The sequence below is a fragment of the Dactylosporangium sp. CA-152071 genome, from assembly GCF_050936335.1.
Lineage (GTDB): Bacteria > Actinomycetota > Actinomycetes > Mycobacteriales > Micromonosporaceae > Dactylosporangium > Dactylosporangium maewongense.
In genome coordinates, this window is record NZ_JBNJMZ010000001.1 from 7,953,419 (window position 1) to 7,970,666 (window position 17,248).

At 73.9% G+C, this 17,248-nt stretch carries 17 protein-coding genes; 6 read left to right on the plus strand and 11 right to left on the minus strand.

Features of this window, described 5'->3' with window-relative positions; genetic code table 11:
- Positions 1–4: 4 nt before the first annotated feature.
- From ACQEVZ_RS35860 to ACQEVZ_RS35895, 8 genes are all read right to left on the minus strand, one after another.
- Positions 5–1,465 (minus strand): phytoene desaturase family protein, encoded by a 1,461-nt coding sequence (locus tag ACQEVZ_RS35860; RefSeq protein ID WP_433374801.1) that lies wholly within the window; start codon positions 1,463–1,465, stop codon positions 5–7.
- A 93-nt stretch (positions 1,466–1,558) separates the two neighbouring features.
- A complete protein-coding gene (locus ACQEVZ_RS35865) occupies positions 1,559–2,707 on the minus strand; it encodes a glycosyltransferase (RefSeq protein WP_433374804.1) in 1,149 nt (382 codons plus the stop codon).
- On the minus strand, positions 2,689–3,429 hold the full coding sequence (locus ACQEVZ_RS35870) for a carotenoid biosynthesis protein (RefSeq protein WP_344506321.1): 741 nt from the start codon (positions 3,427–3,429) through the stop codon (positions 2,689–2,691). Before ACQEVZ_RS35870 ends, ACQEVZ_RS35865 begins: the two co-directional genes overlap by 19 nt.
- A complete protein-coding gene (locus ACQEVZ_RS35875; protein WP_433374808.1) occupies positions 3,426–3,962 on the minus strand; it encodes a GNAT family N-acetyltransferase in 537 nt (178 codons plus the stop codon). Before ACQEVZ_RS35875 ends, ACQEVZ_RS35870 begins: the two co-directional genes overlap by 4 nt.
- Positions 3,959–4,627 (minus strand): monooxygenase, encoded by a 669-nt coding sequence (locus tag ACQEVZ_RS35880; RefSeq protein WP_354903460.1) that lies wholly within the window; start codon positions 4,625–4,627, stop codon positions 3,959–3,961. The genes ACQEVZ_RS35875 and ACQEVZ_RS35880 overlap by 4 nt, the downstream gene beginning before the upstream one ends.
- Positions 4,624–5,112: a YbaK/EbsC family protein gene (locus ACQEVZ_RS35885; protein WP_344506324.1), complete on the minus strand. Its 489-nt coding sequence runs from the start codon at positions 5,110–5,112 to the stop codon at positions 4,624–4,626. Before ACQEVZ_RS35885 ends, ACQEVZ_RS35880 begins: the two co-directional genes overlap by 4 nt.
- A 10-nt stretch (positions 5,113–5,122) precedes the next feature.
- Entirely contained in the window at positions 5,123–6,067 is a 945-nt protein-coding gene (locus ACQEVZ_RS35890; protein ID WP_433374813.1) for an EamA family transporter, read from the minus strand.
- 42 nt (positions 6,068–6,109) lie between these two features.
- The gene (locus ACQEVZ_RS35895; RefSeq protein WP_433374816.1) at positions 6,110–7,006 is read right to left on the minus strand and encodes a class I SAM-dependent methyltransferase; all 897 of its coding nucleotides are present in this window, start codon (positions 7,004–7,006) and stop codon (positions 6,110–6,112) included.
- A gap of 47 nt (positions 7,007–7,053) precedes the next feature.
- Between ACQEVZ_RS35895 and ACQEVZ_RS35900 the strand changes: the two genes are divergently transcribed.
- Entirely contained in the window at positions 7,054–7,614 is a 561-nt protein-coding gene (locus tag ACQEVZ_RS35900) for a helix-turn-helix domain-containing protein (protein ID WP_344506327.1), read from the plus strand.
- 175 nt (positions 7,615–7,789) lie between these two features.
- On the opposite strand, the gene ACQEVZ_RS35905 is transcribed toward ACQEVZ_RS35900, so the two are convergent.
- The gene (locus ACQEVZ_RS35905) at positions 7,790–7,918 is read right to left on the minus strand and encodes a hypothetical protein (RefSeq protein WP_344506328.1); all 129 of its coding nucleotides are present in this window, start codon (positions 7,916–7,918) and stop codon (positions 7,790–7,792) included.
- 102 nt (positions 7,919–8,020) lie between these two features.
- On the opposite strand from ACQEVZ_RS35905, the gene ACQEVZ_RS35910 reads away from it, so the two are divergent.
- From ACQEVZ_RS35910 to ACQEVZ_RS35925, 4 genes are all read left to right on the plus strand, one after another.
- Positions 8,021–8,554: an SAV_6107 family HEPN domain-containing protein gene (locus ACQEVZ_RS35910; RefSeq protein ID WP_433374820.1), complete on the plus strand. Its 534-nt coding sequence runs from the start codon at positions 8,021–8,023 to the stop codon at positions 8,552–8,554.
- A 1,744-nt stretch (positions 8,555–10,298) separates the two neighbouring features.
- The gene (locus ACQEVZ_RS35915; protein WP_433377160.1) at positions 10,299–10,985 is read left to right on the plus strand and encodes a hypothetical protein; all 687 of its coding nucleotides are present in this window, start codon (positions 10,299–10,301) and stop codon (positions 10,983–10,985) included.
- A 1-nt stretch (position 10,986) separates the two neighbouring features.
- Entirely contained in the window at positions 10,987–12,525 is a 1,539-nt protein-coding gene (locus ACQEVZ_RS35920) for a DNA polymerase Y family protein (protein WP_433374823.1), read from the plus strand.
- Positions 12,525–15,848 carry an error-prone DNA polymerase gene (locus ACQEVZ_RS35925; RefSeq protein ID WP_433374826.1) on the plus strand — a complete coding sequence of 1,108 codons (3,324 nt, stop codon included), beginning with the start codon at positions 12,525–12,527 and terminating at the stop codon, positions 15,846–15,848. Before ACQEVZ_RS35920 ends, ACQEVZ_RS35925 begins: the two co-directional genes overlap by 1 nt.
- Positions 15,849–15,852: 4 nt before the next feature.
- Here the strand turns inward: ACQEVZ_RS35925 and ACQEVZ_RS35930 are convergent, their stop codons facing one another.
- Both ACQEVZ_RS35930 and ACQEVZ_RS35935 read right to left on the minus strand, forming a co-directional pair.
- Positions 15,853–16,251, minus strand: coding sequence for a hypothetical protein (locus tag ACQEVZ_RS35930; protein WP_344506332.1), 399 nt, complete (start codon positions 16,249–16,251; stop codon positions 15,853–15,855).
- Positions 16,244–16,609, minus strand: coding sequence for a hypothetical protein (locus ACQEVZ_RS35935; protein ID WP_344506333.1), 366 nt, complete (start codon positions 16,607–16,609; stop codon positions 16,244–16,246). Before ACQEVZ_RS35935 ends, ACQEVZ_RS35930 begins: the two co-directional genes overlap by 8 nt.
- 172 nt (positions 16,610–16,781) lie before the next feature.
- Here ACQEVZ_RS35935 and ACQEVZ_RS35940 point away from each other — a divergent pair, with 172 nt between their 5' ends.
- Positions 16,782–17,222, plus strand: coding sequence for a hypothetical protein (locus ACQEVZ_RS35940; RefSeq protein ID WP_433374830.1), 441 nt, complete (start codon positions 16,782–16,784; stop codon positions 17,220–17,222).
- Positions 17,223–17,248 lie beyond the last annotated feature (26 nt).

Here is a 17,248-nt window from a genome sequence, read left to right on the forward strand (position 1 = left end):
AGCGCTAGGCGGGGCCGATGCGGTCGGCGACGATCTTGGCGGACAGCATGACCAGGGGTAGGCCGCCGCCGGGGTGGACGGAGCCGCCGACCAGGAACAGGTCGCGGACGGTGCCGCGGGTCGGGGGGCGGAGGAGGCCGGTGAGGCCGTGGCTGGCGGTGCCGTAGATGGCGCCGCCGGGGGAGCGGGTCGAGGCTTCGAGGTCGGCGGGGGTGAGCACGTCGCGGAAGAGGAGGCGGTCGCGGGGGTCGGCGCCGCGGGACGCGAGGATCGACAGGACGCGGTCGGCGTAGCTGTCGGCGACGCCGGGGGCGCGCCAGTCGAACTCGCCGTGCGGCGGGGCGTTGACCAGGACGAACCACGCCTCGTGGCCGGTGGGGCGGGCGGTGGGGTCGTCGGCCGAGGTGACGAAGACGGCGGGGTCGGCCGGGGGGTGGGCGGGCGAGCCGAAGATCGCGTCGAACTCGGCGTCGTAGTCGCGGGGGAAGAACACGGTGTGGTGCGCGAGCTGTGGCGTCGTGCCGCGGACGCCGAGCAGCAGGACGAACCCGCCGAGGCTGCGCCGGGTCAGGCGGGCCGCGCGGCGTGGGGTGGGGAGCAGGTCGCGGTAGAGGTGGAGGGCGTCGGCGTTGGCGACGACGAGGTCGGAGCGGACGGTGGCGCCGTCGGTGAGGACGACGCCGGCGGCTCGCGGGCCTTCGACGAGGACGGACTCGACGGGGGTGCCGAGGTGGACGGTGACGCCGAGCGCGGCGCACCGGGCGAGCAGCGCGTCGGCGAGCGTGCCGAGGCCGCCGCGGAGGTACCAGCCGCCGAACGCCAGCTCCGCGTAGGGGATCGCGAGCAGCGCGGCGGGTGCGCGGCGGGGGTCGGCGCCGGTGTACGTGGCGTAACGGTCCAGCAGCGTCCGCAGGCGGGGGTCGCGCAGGTGCCGGCGGCCCAGGCCGCGCAGCGTCTGGCCGGGTGCGATCGCGGCCAGGTCGCGCAGCCGCCACGCCAGGCCGGCGAGCTGCAGCGGGCTGTCGACGGGCGCGGTGAGGACGTGCCGCCACGAGGTCTCCCAGACGCGGGCGGCGCGCTGCCACAGGCGCCGCCAGTCGGCGGCGGCGTCCGCGCCGAACGCGGCCGCGATCCGGTCCTCGAATCCGGCCCCCGCGCAGGAGTCGAGGGTCGTGCCGTCGGGGAAGTGGTGTCGTACCAGCGGATCCAGCGCGACCAGGTCCAGCTCGGGGGCGGGGCCGCCGGTCTGCGCGAACAGCTCCGCCGCGACCTGCGGCAGGGTGAACAGGCTCGGGCCGGTGTCGAAGCGGAAGGTGCCGGCGGCGGTGACCCGTTCGTGCCGGCCGAGCTTGCCGCCGGCGGTGATGGCCTGCTCGAACACGGTGACCTTGTGGCCGGCCGCGGCGAGCCGGGCCGCTGTCGCGAGGCCGCCGACGCCGGCGCCGATGACGGTCACGGTTGCCATGCCGGGCGACCTTTCCAGGAGACGCGGCCGCGGGTGACGGTCACGGTTGCCATGTCGGGCGACTCTTCCAGGAGACGCGGCCGCGGGTGACGGTCACGGTTGCCATGTCGGGCGGCCCTTCCAGGAGACGCGGCCGCGGCGGCGGTAGGAGCGCAGGACCAGCCACGCGAACAGCAGCACGGACACGGGATGGGCGAGGGCGTCGGGCCAGGCGCGGCCGCCGGTCGTCCGGGCGCTGACGACCCGCCCGGCGACGCCGAGGAGGTAGCCGGCGAGCCCCTGCCAGCATCCGGCGAGGACGGTGAGGGGCAGCAGGACGTACAGGCCGAGCAGCAGCGACACGACGGCCGTGGCGCCGGCGGGGGAGCCGAACGACGCCCACAGCGACTTGCTGTAGCCGTCGACGACCTCGCGCCATGAGGTGTACATGCGGCACGTGGCCAGGTCGGAGCCGTCGGCGAGCGCGATCCGGCAGCCGGTGCGCTTCACGGCGCGGGCCAGCTCGATGTCTTCGAGGACCTTGTCGCGGACCGCGGCGTGCCCGCCGGCGCGGTCGTAGGCGGCCCGGGTGACCAGCAGGAACTGCCCGCCGGCCGCGGCGAGCGACGGGCGGGGGGAGCGTTCCATCGCGCGCAACGGCAGGAACGTCAGCCACGACCACTGCAGCAGTGGCTGGACGAGCCGCTCGCCCGGACTGCCCGCGATGATGCGTGGGTACGGGCTGAGCAGCCCCACCCCCGCGTCGCCGAGCAGCGTGGCGGCCGCTTCGACGGCGTCGGGGGCCAGGATCACGTCGGCGTCGAGGAACACCAGCAGGTCGGCGTCGCCGGCGAGCCCGGCCGCGTCGGCGAGCTGCTGGCACGCGTGCGGCTTGCCGAGCCAGCCTTCCGGCAGCGGCCTGCCCGCCAGGAGCGTGACGCGGTCGCCGCAGACGGACCGGACGAGGTCGGCGGTGCCGTCGGTGGAGCCGTCGTCGAGGACCAGGATCCTGGGCGCGCCGCGCAGCGCCAGCAACGCCCGCAGACACGGCTCGACCCGCGCCGCCTCGTCCCGCAGCGGCAGCAGTACCGCGACCCGGCCCGCACCCGAAGCGCCGGCCACAGAAGCAGCGTCACCAGCAGCGGCGCCCGGCGCACGACGAGAGCCCGCACGGGGAGAGCGCAGCAGGCGCGCGTTGACCACGGTGTGCGCGGTCAGCGCGAACACGAGCAGCACCAGCAGGGTCAGGACCGCGCCCGCCACAGCGTCACCGCCAAGGGGACCGCGACCAGCCCCATCCCCAGAGCGCCCCACGCCGCCGACGCGGGCATACCGAGGAACGCCGCGTGCGCGAGGACACTCGAGGCGTACGTCCACAGGTACAGCGCATACATCGGCCGGTCGTCGGTGCCGGGCGCGTCGGGTAACCAGAGCGTGAGCGCCGCTGCCAGTACCGACGCGACCACCAGCCAACCGAGATAGTTGGTGAGCGGGATGCCGGGGACTCCGGGCAGCGCGGCGCCGGGGGAGGACCAGTGCCAGTGGCCCTCGGCGACCATCTGCGGGTCGAGGAAGAGGTCCCAGGTCGCCAGGCCCAGCCCCGCGATCCCGGCCCGCGCCCATCGCCGCCGGGTGAGGCGGGCCGCGGCGACCCACGCCGGCCATGCCATCCACGTCCAGGCGAGGGGGATCGTCAGCGGCACGCCCAGCAGCCTGGGCCCGAGCGAACCGGTGTAGTCGTAGTCGCCGAAGGGGTAGCCGGTGGACCGGCCGGCCGCCTCGACCGCGAACCCGCCGCCGGTGGTGACGAGGACGAGGACGGCGGCGGCGCGCGGGCCGCGGGACAGCCAGGCGTGGCCGACGGACAGCAGATAGCCGGCGACGACGGTGGCGACGGTGAGCGCGGCCCGGGTGCCGCCGTGCACGAGCGGGTATGCGATCTCGGTGAGGACGAGCGCCGCGAGCAGCGCCCAGAGCGCTCTCACAGCGGCAGTTGCCGGCCGAGGACGGCGAACGGGCGGTCGTCGCCCGGGAAGTTGAAGTGGCGCAGGACGTCGACGAACCCGAACCGCCGGTAGAGCCGCCACGCGCGGGACGTCGCCTCCGGCGCCTCGGGGGTGGACAGCAGCGCCGTCTGCTGCGGGGCCTGGGTGAGCAGGTCGTGCAGCTGCCGGGCGCCGATGCCGTGCCCCTGCGCGTGCGGCCGGACGTGCAGCTCGACGAGCTCGAAGCAGTTGCCGAGCCAGAACTTGCGGTGCTCCCGGCGCAGCGCGTTGCGCACCTGGTCGTGCCACCACTGGCCGGACGTGCCGCGGTAGCCATAGCCGAAGCCGAGGAGGTTGTCCTCGTCGTCGAGGGTCGCGACGGCCTGGAACGACTCGCGCCTGGTGTGGCCGGCCACATACCCGCGGCGGGTCTGCAGGAGCTGCACCGAGTAGCCCATCGCCTCCCCGTAGACGGCGATGACGTCGTCGAGTCGCGCGAGGAGGTCTTCCCCGCGCCACCGCACGAGCCTCACGGGCGGTCCCTCCAACCGATCACCTCGCGGTCGCCGGTGACGTCCAGCACACGGAACCGGGCGAACAACTCCTCCGCATACCAGCCTTCGCGGGCCGTGCGGTCCACGACGGCGGCGTGCTCGGGCTGACGGTACGCGAAACGCACGACATCCGCCGCACTGCGCCACAGGCTGATCGTGCCCTGGAATCCTACGGGTGCCTCTCCGACGCCGAACGCGCAGATCATGCCGTCGGCGCCGGGCAGCGCGCGGGACACTGGGTCGATCGCCTTCCAGAACGAGGGCGCCTTCCTGGGCCGTAACCTGGCCCGCGTCAGCACCGCGATCATGCCGTTGTTCGCGTGTACGGGTGGCGCCGCGTCACCGCCGTCGTCGAACGGTGCCCGCCCCGCCCACGTGCCGCGGCTCGCGATCGGCTCCAGCGTGACGGCGCAGCTCGCGGTGGCGCCACGCATCGGCGGCGCCACCGAGGGGTCGCCGACGACGATCGCCGCCCAGCGGGTCAGGTCCGCCTTGCCGGCGCCGAAGTCGCTGCCCTTCCCGGTGCCGAGCAGCTTCACGAACTCCGCCCGTCGCCGCAGCGCCCGCCGGTCGGCGGCCATCCCCCAGAAGGCGAGCGGCACCGCTCGCTTCCGCACCCGCCACACGTGCAACCGGACGGTCACGCGACCTCGGCGGGGGTGCCGGCGGTGATGCGGACGAGCTCGTCATACGTGATGGGGAACACCGCCTGGGGGATGCCGCCGGCGGCCCAGATCTCGCCGAACCGCGCCAGGTCGACGTCGACGAGGGTGCGCACGGGCTTCGGGTGCCCGAGCGGCGACACGCCGCCGATGACCTGGCCGGTGTGCTCGCGGACGAACTCGGCGGTGGCGCGCTTGACCTTGCCGGTGCCGAGCAGCGCGGCGACCTTCGCGGTGTCGACGCGGTGCGCGCCGGACGTGAGGACCAGTAACGGGTCGCCGCCGGCCTCGAAGATCAACGAGTTGGCGATCTGGGCGACCTCGACCCCTACGGCGGCCGCGGCCGCGGCGGCGGTGTGGACCGGCTCGGTGAGCACCCTGACCTGGCACGGGTCGCCGGCGGCGTCACGGGCGCCGGCGGCGTCGAGAGCGTCCTGGATGGCCTGCACGTTGGGATGAAGCTGCATGCGACCGACTCTAGTTCGGGGCACCGACAGTTTCGGATCGGCGCTGCTCCGCCTTCGTCTGGACGCGGGCGGTCTCGGCGAGCGCGACCCCGGCGAGGATCAGGACGCCGCCGCAGATCTGCGCCGCGTTCAGGTGCTCGTGCAGGACCAGCCAGGCCACGATGGTGGCGATCACCGGCTCCGACATGCCGATGATGCCGACGCTCGTCGGCGGCAGGTGCCGCATGGCGCCGGCGAGCAGCAGGTACGGCGCGATCGACCCGCCGACGACGATGTAGATCAGCAGCAGCCACACGGGCACGCCGTGGGTGGTGACCGTGGTGCGGGCGAAGTCGAAGTCCCACCACGGCCGGACCACCGAGCCGGCGAGCGCCGACACCGCGAACGCGTACGCGGTCAGCGACAGCGTGTCCCTGCTGGCGACACCGCGGGCGCTGAGCAGGTAGTAGACGGCGAGCAGGACGGCGGCGGCGAGCGCGGCGGCGACCCCGACCGCGTCGAGGCGCAGCTCGCCCCAGATCTCCGCGACGCAGGCGAGCCCGCCGAGGCTGGCGGCGAGCCCCACCCACAGCCGGGGGCGGACCCGGTGTCCCTGGACGAAGCGGGCCCACAGCGCCACCAGTACCGGCGCGGTGTATTCGAAGAGCAGGCTGATGCCGACCGGAAGACGGCCGATCCCGACGAAATAGAGCATGGGGACGAAGAAGAAGCCGGCCAGCCCGTACGCGACGAGGATCGGCACCTCCCGTCCGGTGATCCGCAGCCGGGACGGCCGGAACGCCAGCGCGAGCGCGAACAGGCCCAGCGCCGCGCCGCCGGCCCGCAGCGTCGTGAGCTGCGGCGCGTCGATGCCGGTGCCGGCGGCGAGCTTGGCGACGGTGCCGTTGACGGCGAACAGGAAGCTGCCGGCGAGGACCATCGCGACGCCGGTGGCGGGCCTTGGCTGGTGGGTCACCCGCAGAAGATACAGGTCAGGTGCGGGTGGGGATGACGCCCCTTACGGCGTGGCGATCCAGGCGGTTCGCCGTGCCTGCACGGTGAGGTCCGGCCGCGTCGGTACGACCTCCGCCAGCGCCTCCAGCGCGGTCAGGTCCTCGGGGCTCAGCTTCCCTTCGAGCCCTTGACGGAGGCGGCGCAGGGACGTCTGCGCGTAGCGGCCGGTGGCCTCCGGCAGCGGCGGCTCCAGGTCGATCTCGAAGCGGCGCTGCGCCTGGACGGTGAACCCGGCGGCGCGCAGCAGCGGGCCCCAGTCGGCGCCGAGGTGCGGCATGTCGCCGGCGCGCATCGCGGTGACGGCCTCGTGGCAGCGGGTCTCGAGCTCGTCGCCGGGCAGGAACCGGGGGAACGCGTCCATCTCGAACGCCACGAGGTGGCCGCCGGGGCGGATCGCGCCGCGGATGCGGGCCAGGCTGGCGACGGGGTCGGCCAGGTGGTGCAGCGAGTTGGCCGCCCACACCAGGTCGGCATCTGCGGCCTTTGTACCGTCAGCGCCCGTACTGTCGGCGCCGTCGAGGTCGGCCTCCACGGTGCGGATCCGGTCGGCGAGCCCCGCGGCGTGGGCCTTGTGCCGCAGGTACTGCAGCATCTGCGGCGACACGTCGACGGCGGTGACCGTCGCGCCGGGGAAGCGGCGGGCCAGTGCGAGGGTGCCGGCGCCGGTCCCGGCCCCCAGGTCGAGCACGGTCGCGACGTCGCCGGTCTGCTCGTGGACCCAGGCCATGACCTCGGTGAGGTGCTCGTGCAGCACCTCGGCGTCGAGGTCGAGGATGTCGGCGAGGTCCTGGTGGAGGTCCTGGTGGTCGTGCTGATGGGCATGGTTGTGGGCGTGGCCCTGGCCGTGTGCCTGGTTGTGGGCGTGGCTGTGGGCGTGGCTGTGGGTGTGGTTCTGGGGCATGGCTCGACCATAGCCGCGCTTTGCTTTCGCGGCATACAATCTTGCGTATGACGCAAGACGGTGAGCTCGACGGCCTCGTTCGCAAGCGGATCCGCGGGCTGCGGGTGGCCAAGGGCTGGTCGCTCGACGACCTCGCCTCGCGCTGCTACCTGAGCCCCTCCACGCTGAGCCGGATCGAGACGGGTCACCGGCGGATCGCCCTGGACCAGCTCGCCCCGATCGCCCGCGCGCTCGGGACCACGCTGGACCAGCTCGTGGAGTCCGTCGACGACGAGGACGTGGTGATCCGCCCCCGGCGCGACGAGGCGCACGGCGTGACCACCTGGATGATGACCCGGGAGCCGGGGCCGCACGGCGTCTCCGTGGCCAAGATGCGCATCACCCGGCCGGTGCCGGAGGAGCTGCGGGTGCATCCGGGCAAGGACTGGTTCACCGTGCTGTCGGGGACCGTCGTGCTGCGGCTGGGGGAGCGGACCATCCTGGTCGAGCCGGGTCAGGCGGCCGCGTTCTCCACCATGACGCCGCACGCGTTCGGCGCCCACGACGGGCCGGCGGAGATCCTCTGCGTCTTCGACCACGACGGTCAGCGCAGTCACCTGCACGAGTGACCGTGCGAACGGATGTTCGAAAAATCTGCCCGCGTCGTGGCGACTTTCCCGGCACCCGGGTGTAGTCTTATCTCAGTCGAACGAGTGTTCGAACTGCTTCGGGAAGACGATTCGCGGCGTTCTTCCCGAGCGCGGTCCGCGACACCGCGGAGGCCGGATTTTCGCGGGTCTGGCCTCAGGTGGGGTCGCTGCTCGCCGCCCACGACCCCCGGGCGGCGGGCAGCGGCCCAGCCGGCCCGCCGGTCGGGGGTGGTGTGGGGAAGCTCCACGCCCGGCCGGCGGGGTCGCGCCGTTCGACCGTCACGTCCGCACGACCCGCGTGTCACCGCTACTCCCCCAGCGGCGGCCCGCACGCACCACAGGGACCCAGAGCGGGACCCACCGACGCACCACAGAGGGAGAGACCATGCCGGCGAACCGTTCGACCCAGCCGTCCAACGTCAGTCGATTCCCGACCGCTCCGGCCACCGCTCCGGTCACCGGCGCGGCTGGTGGTGCGTCCCGGCAGCAGCTTCCGGTTCCCGCGCACGCGCTTCCCCACCGCACGCCGCGGGAGCTGTTGACCCTCGCCCGCCGAGGCCTCGAAGAGGCGGCGGAGATCCGCACCGACGGCATGCGTTATGCCACCGCCCACCTCGCCGCGCTCCGCGCCGCCGCCGCCGTCCTCGCCGCCAGGGCCGTGCCCGCCGCGCCGGGCCGCCGCAGCAAGGTGACGAGCGTCTGGTCGCTGCTGGTGCTCGTCGCGCCCGAGCTGAGCGACTGGGCGGCCTATTTCGCCGCCGGCGCCAGCAAGCGCTCCGCCGCGGAGGCGGGCATCCCGCGGGTGGTCACCGCCCGGGAGGCCGACGACCTCATGCGCTCCGCGGAGCAGTTCATCGCCGTGGTCGAGGTCGGCCTCGGCTTCTCGTATCAGCCCAGGCTCGAGGGCCTCGCCAGCTGACCCGCGGCCGTGCCAGGACAGCGCCGCCGGACCAGGCAGCCACCGCTCGGCCCACCGTCCGGCCTGTCCGGTCTCGGCGGATCAGCCGGCCCGGTCGGATCAGCCGGCCCGGCGGGACCAGCCGGACCACCCGGACCGCCGGGACCAGTCGCTCCGCCGAGACCGATCAGCCCGCCGAGGCCGGTCGACCCGCTTCGACCGCCGGGACCGCCTGGATCACCCGGACCGCTTGGACCGGCCGATCCGCTTGGACCCGCCGATCCGCTTCGACCACCCGGATCATCTGGACCACCGGACCGCCTGGACCACTTGGGCTGACCGGGTTGCTCAGGAACGGCCGGAGTGAAGAGGCAGACCGGTCGGCCTGATCGGCCGGGATGGTTGTGCTGTTCGGTCGGTGGGTTTCCGGTGGGTGATCGCCCGCCTTCGTCGTTTCCTTTGCAACTGGCCACGGATGGCCTCGGTACGCCCACGCCCAGCCGGTTCCGAAGTGGAGGCGGCTCGGCACGGCGTCGAAGAACCCGGTGAAGCCTTGAACCACGACTCCCTTGAGCTGCGGCGTTCGGTCCGCGGGCGCCGGGTCGGTCGCGTCCGCCGTCGTGGTGCCCGGGACCCCTGTTGCCGGGGCCCGGCATGGTCCGGTCCGCCACCGTGCCGCGCGGTCGCGGCCGGTTGCCGGTCGGCGGCGGGTTCGGGGCTGCGTCCTCGCGTGGTCGGGGGTTGCCGGGGTGTGCGTCCGGTCGGGCCGCAGCGCCGCCGGTCGGGACGGCGAGGGGGTTCGGATGCCGGACCGGCTGGGACGACGCTCCGGACGACGAACGTTGCGGGACCGGCTTGATCGAAGGAGGAATCTGGCTGCCGGCATCGCCGGATCTGGCCTTCGATCATGGTGAGACCGGTGGACTGGGCGGCGGTGGACAAGGTGAACGGGCCGCCTGTCCGGGTCGTGCCGGTCGCGGTGCCGGGTCGGTGCTGAGCGGAGGCGTGGAGTGGTGCTCCGCGATCTTCCGAAGGGTGGCGATGTATCGCGTGACATCTGTGGCGCGGCGGGTGCGCTGACCTGGGACAGCGGGTCGTGGGACCGGCTCGGGTCAGGGGCTGGCAGGGCAGTGGGGACAGCGTCGTGTCAGGGGCGCCGGAGCGGTGGGCCGGGTGCGGCGGGGGAGAACGGTTCGACAGTGGGGGAGCAGGTGCCGTGGCTGGCACGTCGGCTTCGGCGGCCGCCGGGTCCTATGACGCACGCGTCGATGGCGACGTCGTGAACGGGGCTGCGGGCGCGAGCGACGCTGCCCTCCGGCGGGGGCTGCAGTCCGTCCCCGCCCTCGACGCCGACGCCGCGGTCGAGACAGCTCCGGAGGCGCAGGGTGTCCATGGCGTCCGCGAGGCGCGCGCCGGCGGGTCGGCCGGGCAGCTGCGGGTGGTCGGAGAGCGGCGAGGCGACGGCGAGGAAGCCGGGCGGAAGCTGGCCGGGCTGATCAGAGCGGGTGTGGTGCGTCCGGCCAGCGAGCACGCCACCGGGAGCGGGCGGGGGTCGGTCGGGACGGGGGTGGCGCGGTCTGCCAGTGAGCACGCCACCGGGAGCGGGCGGGAGCTGGTCGAAGCGGCCGACGTCGACGCCGCGGTCGAGGTGGCTCCGGAGGCGCAGGGTGCCCATGGCGTCCGCGAGGCGCGGGGTGGCGGGTCGGCCGGGCAGCTGCGGGTGGTCGGGGAGCGGCGAGGCGACGCAGAGACGGCCGGGCGGGGGCTGGCCGGGCTGGTCGGGGCGGGGGTGGTGCATCCGGCCAGTGAGCACGCGGTGGGGGCGGGGGTCGGGAGCGGGAAGGTGCTGCCGGTGCTGGCGGGGCTGCGGGCGTTGCTGCCGGGTGGGGGGCTGCGGCGGGGGGCGACGATCGCGGTGCAGACGTCGTCGGTGCTGCTGGCGTTGCTGGCGGCGGCGAGCCGGGCCGGGTCGTGGTGCGCGGTGGTGGGGATGCCGTCGCTGAATCCGGTGGCGGCGGCGGAGATGGGGGTGGTGCTGGAGCGGCTGGCGCTGGTGCCGGACCCGGGAGCCGAGTGGGCGAGCATCGTCGCTGCGTTGCTGGACGGGGTGGACATCGTGGTGGCGGCGGTGCCGGGGGCGGTCGCGCCGGCGGTGGCGGGGCGGCTGGCGGCGCGGGCCAGGCAGCGGGGCAGCGTGCTCATGCCGGCCGGGGTGTGGGCCGGCGCGGACGTGACGGTGGCGCCGGTCCAGCAGACGTGGGGCGGGCTCGGCGAAGGGCGGGGGCGGCTGCGCTGCCGGGAGCTGACGATCCAGGCCCGCGGCCGGGGAGCGGCGAGCGCCGCGCGCGAGGTGACGCTGTGGCTGCCGGCGTTGGAAGGGCCGCTGCCGCCCGTCCGCGACGCGAAGATGCCGCGCACCGCCCCCGCCGCCGGCCTGCGAAGGGTCGGCTGACATGGCGCCGGCGGAGCAGGCGACGCGGACGATGGTGATCTGGTGCCCCGACTGGCCGGTGGTGGCGGCGGAGATCGTGGACGGGTACCCGGCGCAGCAGCCGGTGGCGGTGCTGCACGCGAACAGGGTCCTGGCCACGTCGCCGGCGGCGCGGGAGGAAGGGGTACGGCGGGGCCTGCGGAAACGGGAGGCGCAGGGGCGGTGCCCGCACCTGATCGTGCTGGAGCACGACCCGGGGCGGGACATGCGGGCGTTCGAGCCGGTGCTCGCGGCGGTCGAGGAGGTCGCGCCGGGGGTGGAGACGCTGCGGCCGGGGGCGTGCGCGCTCGCGGCCAGGGGACCCTCTCGGTTCTACGGAGGTGAGGCCCAGGCGGCCGAGCGGCTCGTGGAGCAGATCGCGCAGCGGTGCGACGTGGAGGCGCAGGTCGGGGTCGCCGAGGGGACGTTCGCGGCGGGGCTGGCCGCGCGGGCCGGGGTGCTCGTGCCGCCGGGGGAGACGCCGGGGTTCCTCGCGGACCTGAGCATCAGCGCGCTCGGCCGGCCGCAGCTGGCCGACCTGCTGCGGCGGCTCGGGATCCACACGCTCGAGGAGTTCGCGGCGCTGCCGGGGCCGGACGTGCTGGCGCGGTTCGGGTTCGACGCGGCACTCGCGCACCGGCTCGCCGGCGGGCGGGACGAGCGGCCGCTCGCGCCCCGGCAGCCGCCGCCGGACCTGGACGTGACGGAGACGTTCGACGAGCCGGTCGAGCGGGTCGACGCCGCCGCGTTCGCGGCCCGGGGCCTCGCCGAGCGGCTGCACGAAGGGCTCCAGCGGCACGGGCTCGCCTGCACGCGGCTCGGGATCGAGGCGGTCACCGTCACGGGACAGGAGCTGCTGCGGACATGGCGGCACGACGGGCTGCTGAGCGTCAACGCGATCGCCGACCGGGTCCGCTGGCAGCTCGACGGCTGGCTCAAGAGCAGGCACACCCCGACCGGGGGGATCGCGCGGCTGCGGCTCGTCCCCGAAGGGGTGCTGGAACACCTCGGGCTCCAGCCGGGGCTGTGGGGCGAGGCCGGCGACGAACGCGACCGCGCCCACCGGGCCCTCACCCGCGTCCAGGGGCTCCTCGGCCCCGACGCGGTCCTCACCGCGGTCCTCGACGGCGGGCGCGCCGACAGCAGCCGGATCCGGCTCGTGGCGTTCGGCGACGAACGGGTCGCGCGGGGCACCGACGCGCCGTGGCCGGGGCGGCTGCCGTCACCGTCGCCGGCGACCGTGTACCGGGAGCCGCCGCCCGCCGCCGTCACCGACAAGGACGGGCAGCCGGTGCGGGTCAGCGGGCGCCTGGAGCTCAGCGGCGCCCCGGCGCACATCCAGATCGGCGGGGAACCGCAGCAGGTGATCGCGTGGGCCGGGCCGTGGCCGGTCGACGAACGCTGGTGGGACGACGAGGGAGCCAGCCGCCGCGTCCGGTTCCAGCTCCGGCTCGCCGACGAGCGGGCGGTCCTGGCCGTCCTCGAGGACGGCGCCTGGCGGGTGGAAGGACTCTACGACTGATGGGATTCAGCAACCCCGACATCCCCTGGCGGGAGTTCGAACGGAGACTGACGGGCAGGAAGGGTGATTACCACCCCGACGTCCTCGCCGCCGACGACGGCGACGGCGGTGACTCGCCGGCGTGGACCCGCAAACGCGAGGCGTACACGGCGCCCCCGCTGGAACGGCCCACCGACGCGGTCCCGTACGCCGAGCTGCACTGCCACACCAACTTCAGCTTCCTCGACGGGGCCAGCCACCCCGAGGAGCTCGCCGAGACCGCGGCCCGCCTCGGCCTGGAAGCCGTCGCGATCACCGACCACGACGGCTTCTACGGCGTCGTCCGGTTCGCGGAGGCGGCCAGGGAGCTCGACATCCGGACCGTGTTCGGCGCGGAGCTGTCGCTGGGGCTGCCCGGCCCGCAGAACGGCGAACCCGACCCGCTCGGCCGGCACCTGCTCGTCCTGGCGCGCGGCCCGCAGGGGTACGCGCGGCTCGCCCGCACCATCAGCGAGGCCCACTTCCGCGGCGGCGAGAAGGGCCGGCCGGTCTACGACCTGGAGGAGACCGCGGCGGCCCTCCGCGACCACGCGCTGGTCCTCACCGGCTGCCGGAAAGGCCACGTCCCGGCGGCGCTCCTGGAGCACGGTCCGGAACAAGCGGCGCGGGAACTGGACCGGCTCGTAGCGCTGTTCGGCACCGAATCGGTGGCGGTGGAGCTGACGTCGCACGGCGGACCGGACGACGACGAACGCAACGACGCCCTCGCCGACCTCGCTGCCGCGAGGAACCTGCCGACGGTCGCGACGAACAACGTCCACTACGCGACCCCGGGCCGCCGCCGGCTGGCGACCGCGCTCGCCGCCGTCCGCGCCCGGCGCAGCCTCGACGACATCGACGGCTGGCTGCCCGCCGCCGGCACCGCCCACCTGCGCGGCGGCGCGGAGATGGCGGCCCGGTTCGCGGCCTGGCCCGGCGCCGTCGCCAGGGCCGCCGCGTACGGGCGGGAGCTCCCGTTCGACCTGCAGCTCGTCGCGCCGCGGCTGCCGGACTACCCGGTGCCGCGGCCCGGCATGTCGGAGATGGACTGGCTGCGGCACCTGACGATGACGAAAGCCGCCGACCGCTACCGCGGCAACGCGAAAGCGCACGAGCAGCTGGAGCACGAGCTGGCCCTGATCGAAGAGCTGAACTTCCCCGGCTATTTCCTCGTCGTGTACGACATCGTCACGTTCTGCAATGAGAACAACATCTACTGCCAGGGCCGCGGATCCGCGGCGAACTCGGCGGTCTGTTTCGCGCTCGGCATCACCAACGTCGACGCCGTCAAATGGGGGCTGCTGTTCGAGCGGTTCCTTTCCCCGGAACGCGACGGGCCACCCGACATCGACATCGACATCGAGTCCGATCAGCGGGAAAAAGTCATCCAGCACGTGTACGAGAAGTACGGCCGGCACTACACCGCCCAGGTCGCGAACGTCATCTCGTACCGGCCGAAATCCGCGGTCCGGGACATGGCGAAAGCGTTCGGGCACTCGCCGGGGCAGCAGGACGCGTGGAGCCGGCAGGTCGAACGGTGGGGCGACGTGAGCACCGCCGACGTCGACGACATCCCGCCGCCGGTCCTCGACTACGCCAACGAGCTGCAGACCTTCCCGCGGCACCTCGGCATCCACTCCGGCGGCATGGTCATCTGCGACCGGCCCGTCATCGAGGTGTGCCCCGTCGAACACGCGAGGATGGAGGGCCGCACCGTCCTGCAATGGGACAAGGACGACTGCGCGGCCGCCGGGCTCGTCAAGTTCGACCTGCTCGGCCTCGGCATGCTGTCGGCGCTGCGCTACGCGTTCGAGATGATCGGCGGCGAGCTCGACATCTCCCTCATGCCGCTGGACGACCCCGAGGTCTACGACATGCTGTGCCGGGCCGACTCCGTCGGGGTGTTCCAGGTGGAGAGCCGCGCGCAGATGGCGACCCTGCCACGGCTCAAACCCCGCGAGTTCTACGACCTGGTCGTCGAGGTCGCGCTGATCCGGCCCGGCCCGATCCAGGGCGGTTCGGTCCACCCGTACATCCGCCGCAAGAACAAACAGGAGAAGGTCACCTATCCGCATCCGCTGCTGGAACCGTCGCTGCGCAAGACCCTCGGCGTGCCGCTCTTCCAGGAACAGCTGATGCAGATGGCGATCGACGTCGCCGGGTTCACCCCCGCCGAATCCGACGAGCTGCGTCGCGCCATGGGGTCGAAACGGTCGATGGAGCGCATGCGTCGCATCCGTCAGCGCCTGTACGAAGGAATGGCCCGCAACGGGATCGCCGGCCCGCTCGCCGACGAGCTGTTCGACAAGCTGTCGGCGTTCGCGAACTACGGTTTCCCGGAAAGCCACGCGATGAGCTTCGCCTATCTCGTGTACGCGAGCGCCTGGCTGAAGCGCTACCACCCCGCGGCGTTCTGCGCGGCGCTGCTCAACGCGCAGCCGATGGGGTTCTACTCGCCGCAGTCGCTCGTCGACGACGCCCGCCGGCACGGCGTCAGCGTCCGCCGCCCCGACGTCAACCTCAGCGACGCCCAGGCCACCCTGGAGGCGCCCCTGCCGTCGGAGGTTCCTGTGGACGGGCCCGCCGGCTGGGGGCGGGGCGGCCCGGTCGTGCGGCTCGGGCTGTCCGCGGTCCGGTCCCTCGGCACCGCCGTCGCCGAGCGGATCGAGGCGGAGCGCGCCGGCGGCGGGCCGTTCACGTCGATGAGCGACCTCGCCCGGCGGGCCGGCCTCACCACCCCGCACCTGGAGGCCCTCGCCACCGCGGACGCGTTCGCCGGGCTCGGGCTCAGCCGGCGGGAGGCGCTGTGGGCGGCGGGCGCGGCCGCGCGGGAGACGGAAGGGCGGCTGCCCGGCACGACCGGCGGCCTCGAGGCGCCGATGCTGCCCGGGATGGACGCCGTGGAACGCATGATCGCCGACGTGTGGGCGACCGGCCTGGCGCCGGACGCGCACCCGGCGCAGTTCGCGCGCGACTACCTCGACCGGATCGGCGCGCTCTGCGTGGAGCGGCTGCACACCGTCGAGCACGGGCGCAGGGTCTCCGTCGGCGGGATCGTCACGCACCGCCAACGCCCCGCGACCGCGGCCGGGGTCACGTTCATCAACCTGGAGGACGAGACGGGGATGCTCAACGTCACCTGCACGCCGGGGCTCTGGCAGCGGTACCGGAGAGTCGCCCGGACCGCGAACGCCATGGTCGTCCGCGGCGTCCTCGAGAAGGTCGAGGGCGTGCTCAACCTGCGGGCCGACCACCTGGCAGCGCTGAGCCTGCCGATCCGGTCGGCGTCCCGCGACTTCCGGTGACGTTCTATGCGGCTGGTTTGCCCGCTTTGGCCCGCAACAGCCACCACAGGCCGACGATTGGCAGGACGAGGGGGACGTAGCCGTACCCCTGGCCGTAGTCGGACCAGACGGTGGCGTCCGGGAACGCCGCGCCGTCCACCACGCTGAGCGTGCCGACGGTGAGGACGCCGAGCAGCTCGAACCCGCAGGCGGCGAGCGCGACCCGGCGGGCGCCGCGGGCCAGGGCGACGGTCGCGACGATGTAGACGGCCGCGGCGAGCGCCGACAGCGTGTACGCGAGGGGCGCGTCGCCGAACTTCGTCGCGATCTGCACGCTCGCGCGGGCGGACGCGGCGAGCGCGAACACGCCGTAGATCGCGACGAGGACCCGGCCGGGCCCCTTGTGGATGGTGTCCTCAGCCATTCCAGATCTGTCCGAGTCGCAGGATGAGCACCGGCACGATGACGGCGGCGCTGCCGATGAGCAGGGAACCCCAGCGGGTCGGCTCCATCCTGGCGAGGACGGCGCCGGCGGGCGGCAGGAGCACCGCCGTCAGCATGTACCCGACGAGGGTGACGACCTCGCCGCCCTCCTCGGGGCCTTGCCCGCGGGCGAGCCCGATGCCGAGCGCGACGACCTGCGCCAGCACGAGCAGCCCGACGACGCCCAGCCCCTGGAACAGCGGGCGGGTCGGCTCGCGGTGCCGGAAGAACTCGACGAACGCCCAGGCGGCGAGGGCGAGCGACAGCACGTACACGGCGACTGCCAGAGGCCCGATCACGGCCGACAGCGTAATCCGGCGCGCCCGGAGCGCCTGCCCCGGGCTGGGACTGTCGCCTACCTGGCACTGTGCTGGGCGGTGGCACGTTTCGGGGATTCAATGCTTTCCGAGAACGCCTAACGTCTTGAGTGACAGCAAGGCAACACGGACATCAGCGAGCTGGGGGATTGACATGAGCGAGTGGGACAGCGGCGACAGCGGCGACCACGGGTACGACGGCGGCACCGACTACGGTCACGTGGAGACCGGTCAGGACCACGAGTCGCTGAACCAGCTGCACGAGGTGAACGCGGCTGACAACAACTACGACTCGAACTTCGGCGTGTACGAGCAGGACTCCGCGTCGGCCGAGTCGACGTCGTTCGACCAGGGTCACCACGTGTCGGTCACGGACGCGTCGGGTGCGCAGTACGAGGAGTCGGACTTCACCTCGTACGACCACAACGAGGCCAGCGCCGACCACACGTTCGCCGCGGAGGGCTCGGAGCACTCGTCGGCGTCGGAGTACAACGAGCTCGAGGCCCTGCAGGCGCGCCTCGACAGCTCGTTCGCCTCGGCCACGCAGCTGCACACAGACGGTGGCAGCGCCGCGCTGGGTGTCGCCTCCAACTGAGTTCGCCCACGAACGGCCGGCCCTCC

Excerpts from the sequence above, each read along its gene's own strand:
- ACQEVZ_RS35860 (WP_433374801.1), bottom strand. The coding sequence starts at position 1,465 with ATGGCAACCGTGACCGTCATCGGCGCCGGCGTCGGCGGCCTCGCGACA.
- ACQEVZ_RS35885 (WP_344506324.1), bottom strand. The coding sequence starts at position 5,112 with ATGCAGCTTCATCCCAACGTGCAGGCCATCCAGGACGCTCTCGACGCC.
- ACQEVZ_RS35895 (WP_433374816.1), bottom strand. The coding sequence starts at position 7,006 with ATGCCCCAGAACCACACCCACAGCCACGCCCACAGCCACGCCCACAAC.
- ACQEVZ_RS35900 (WP_344506327.1), top strand. The coding sequence starts at position 7,054 with ATGACGCAAGACGGTGAGCTCGACGGCCTCGTTCGCAAGCGGATCCGC.
- ACQEVZ_RS35910 (WP_433374820.1), top strand. The coding sequence starts at position 8,021 with ATGCCGGCGAACCGTTCGACCCAGCCGTCCAACGTCAGTCGATTCCCG.
- ACQEVZ_RS35920 (WP_433374823.1), top strand. The coding sequence starts at position 10,987 with ATGGCGCCGGCGGAGCAGGCGACGCGGACGATGGTGATCTGGTGCCCC.
- ACQEVZ_RS35925 (WP_433374826.1), top strand. The coding sequence starts at position 12,525 with ATGGGATTCAGCAACCCCGACATCCCCTGGCGGGAGTTCGAACGGAGA.
- ACQEVZ_RS35930 (WP_344506332.1), bottom strand. The coding sequence starts at position 16,251 with ATGGCTGAGGACACCATCCACAAGGGGCCCGGCCGGGTCCTCGTCGCG.
- ACQEVZ_RS35940 (WP_433374830.1), top strand. The coding sequence starts at position 16,782 with ATGAGCGAGTGGGACAGCGGCGACAGCGGCGACCACGGGTACGACGGC.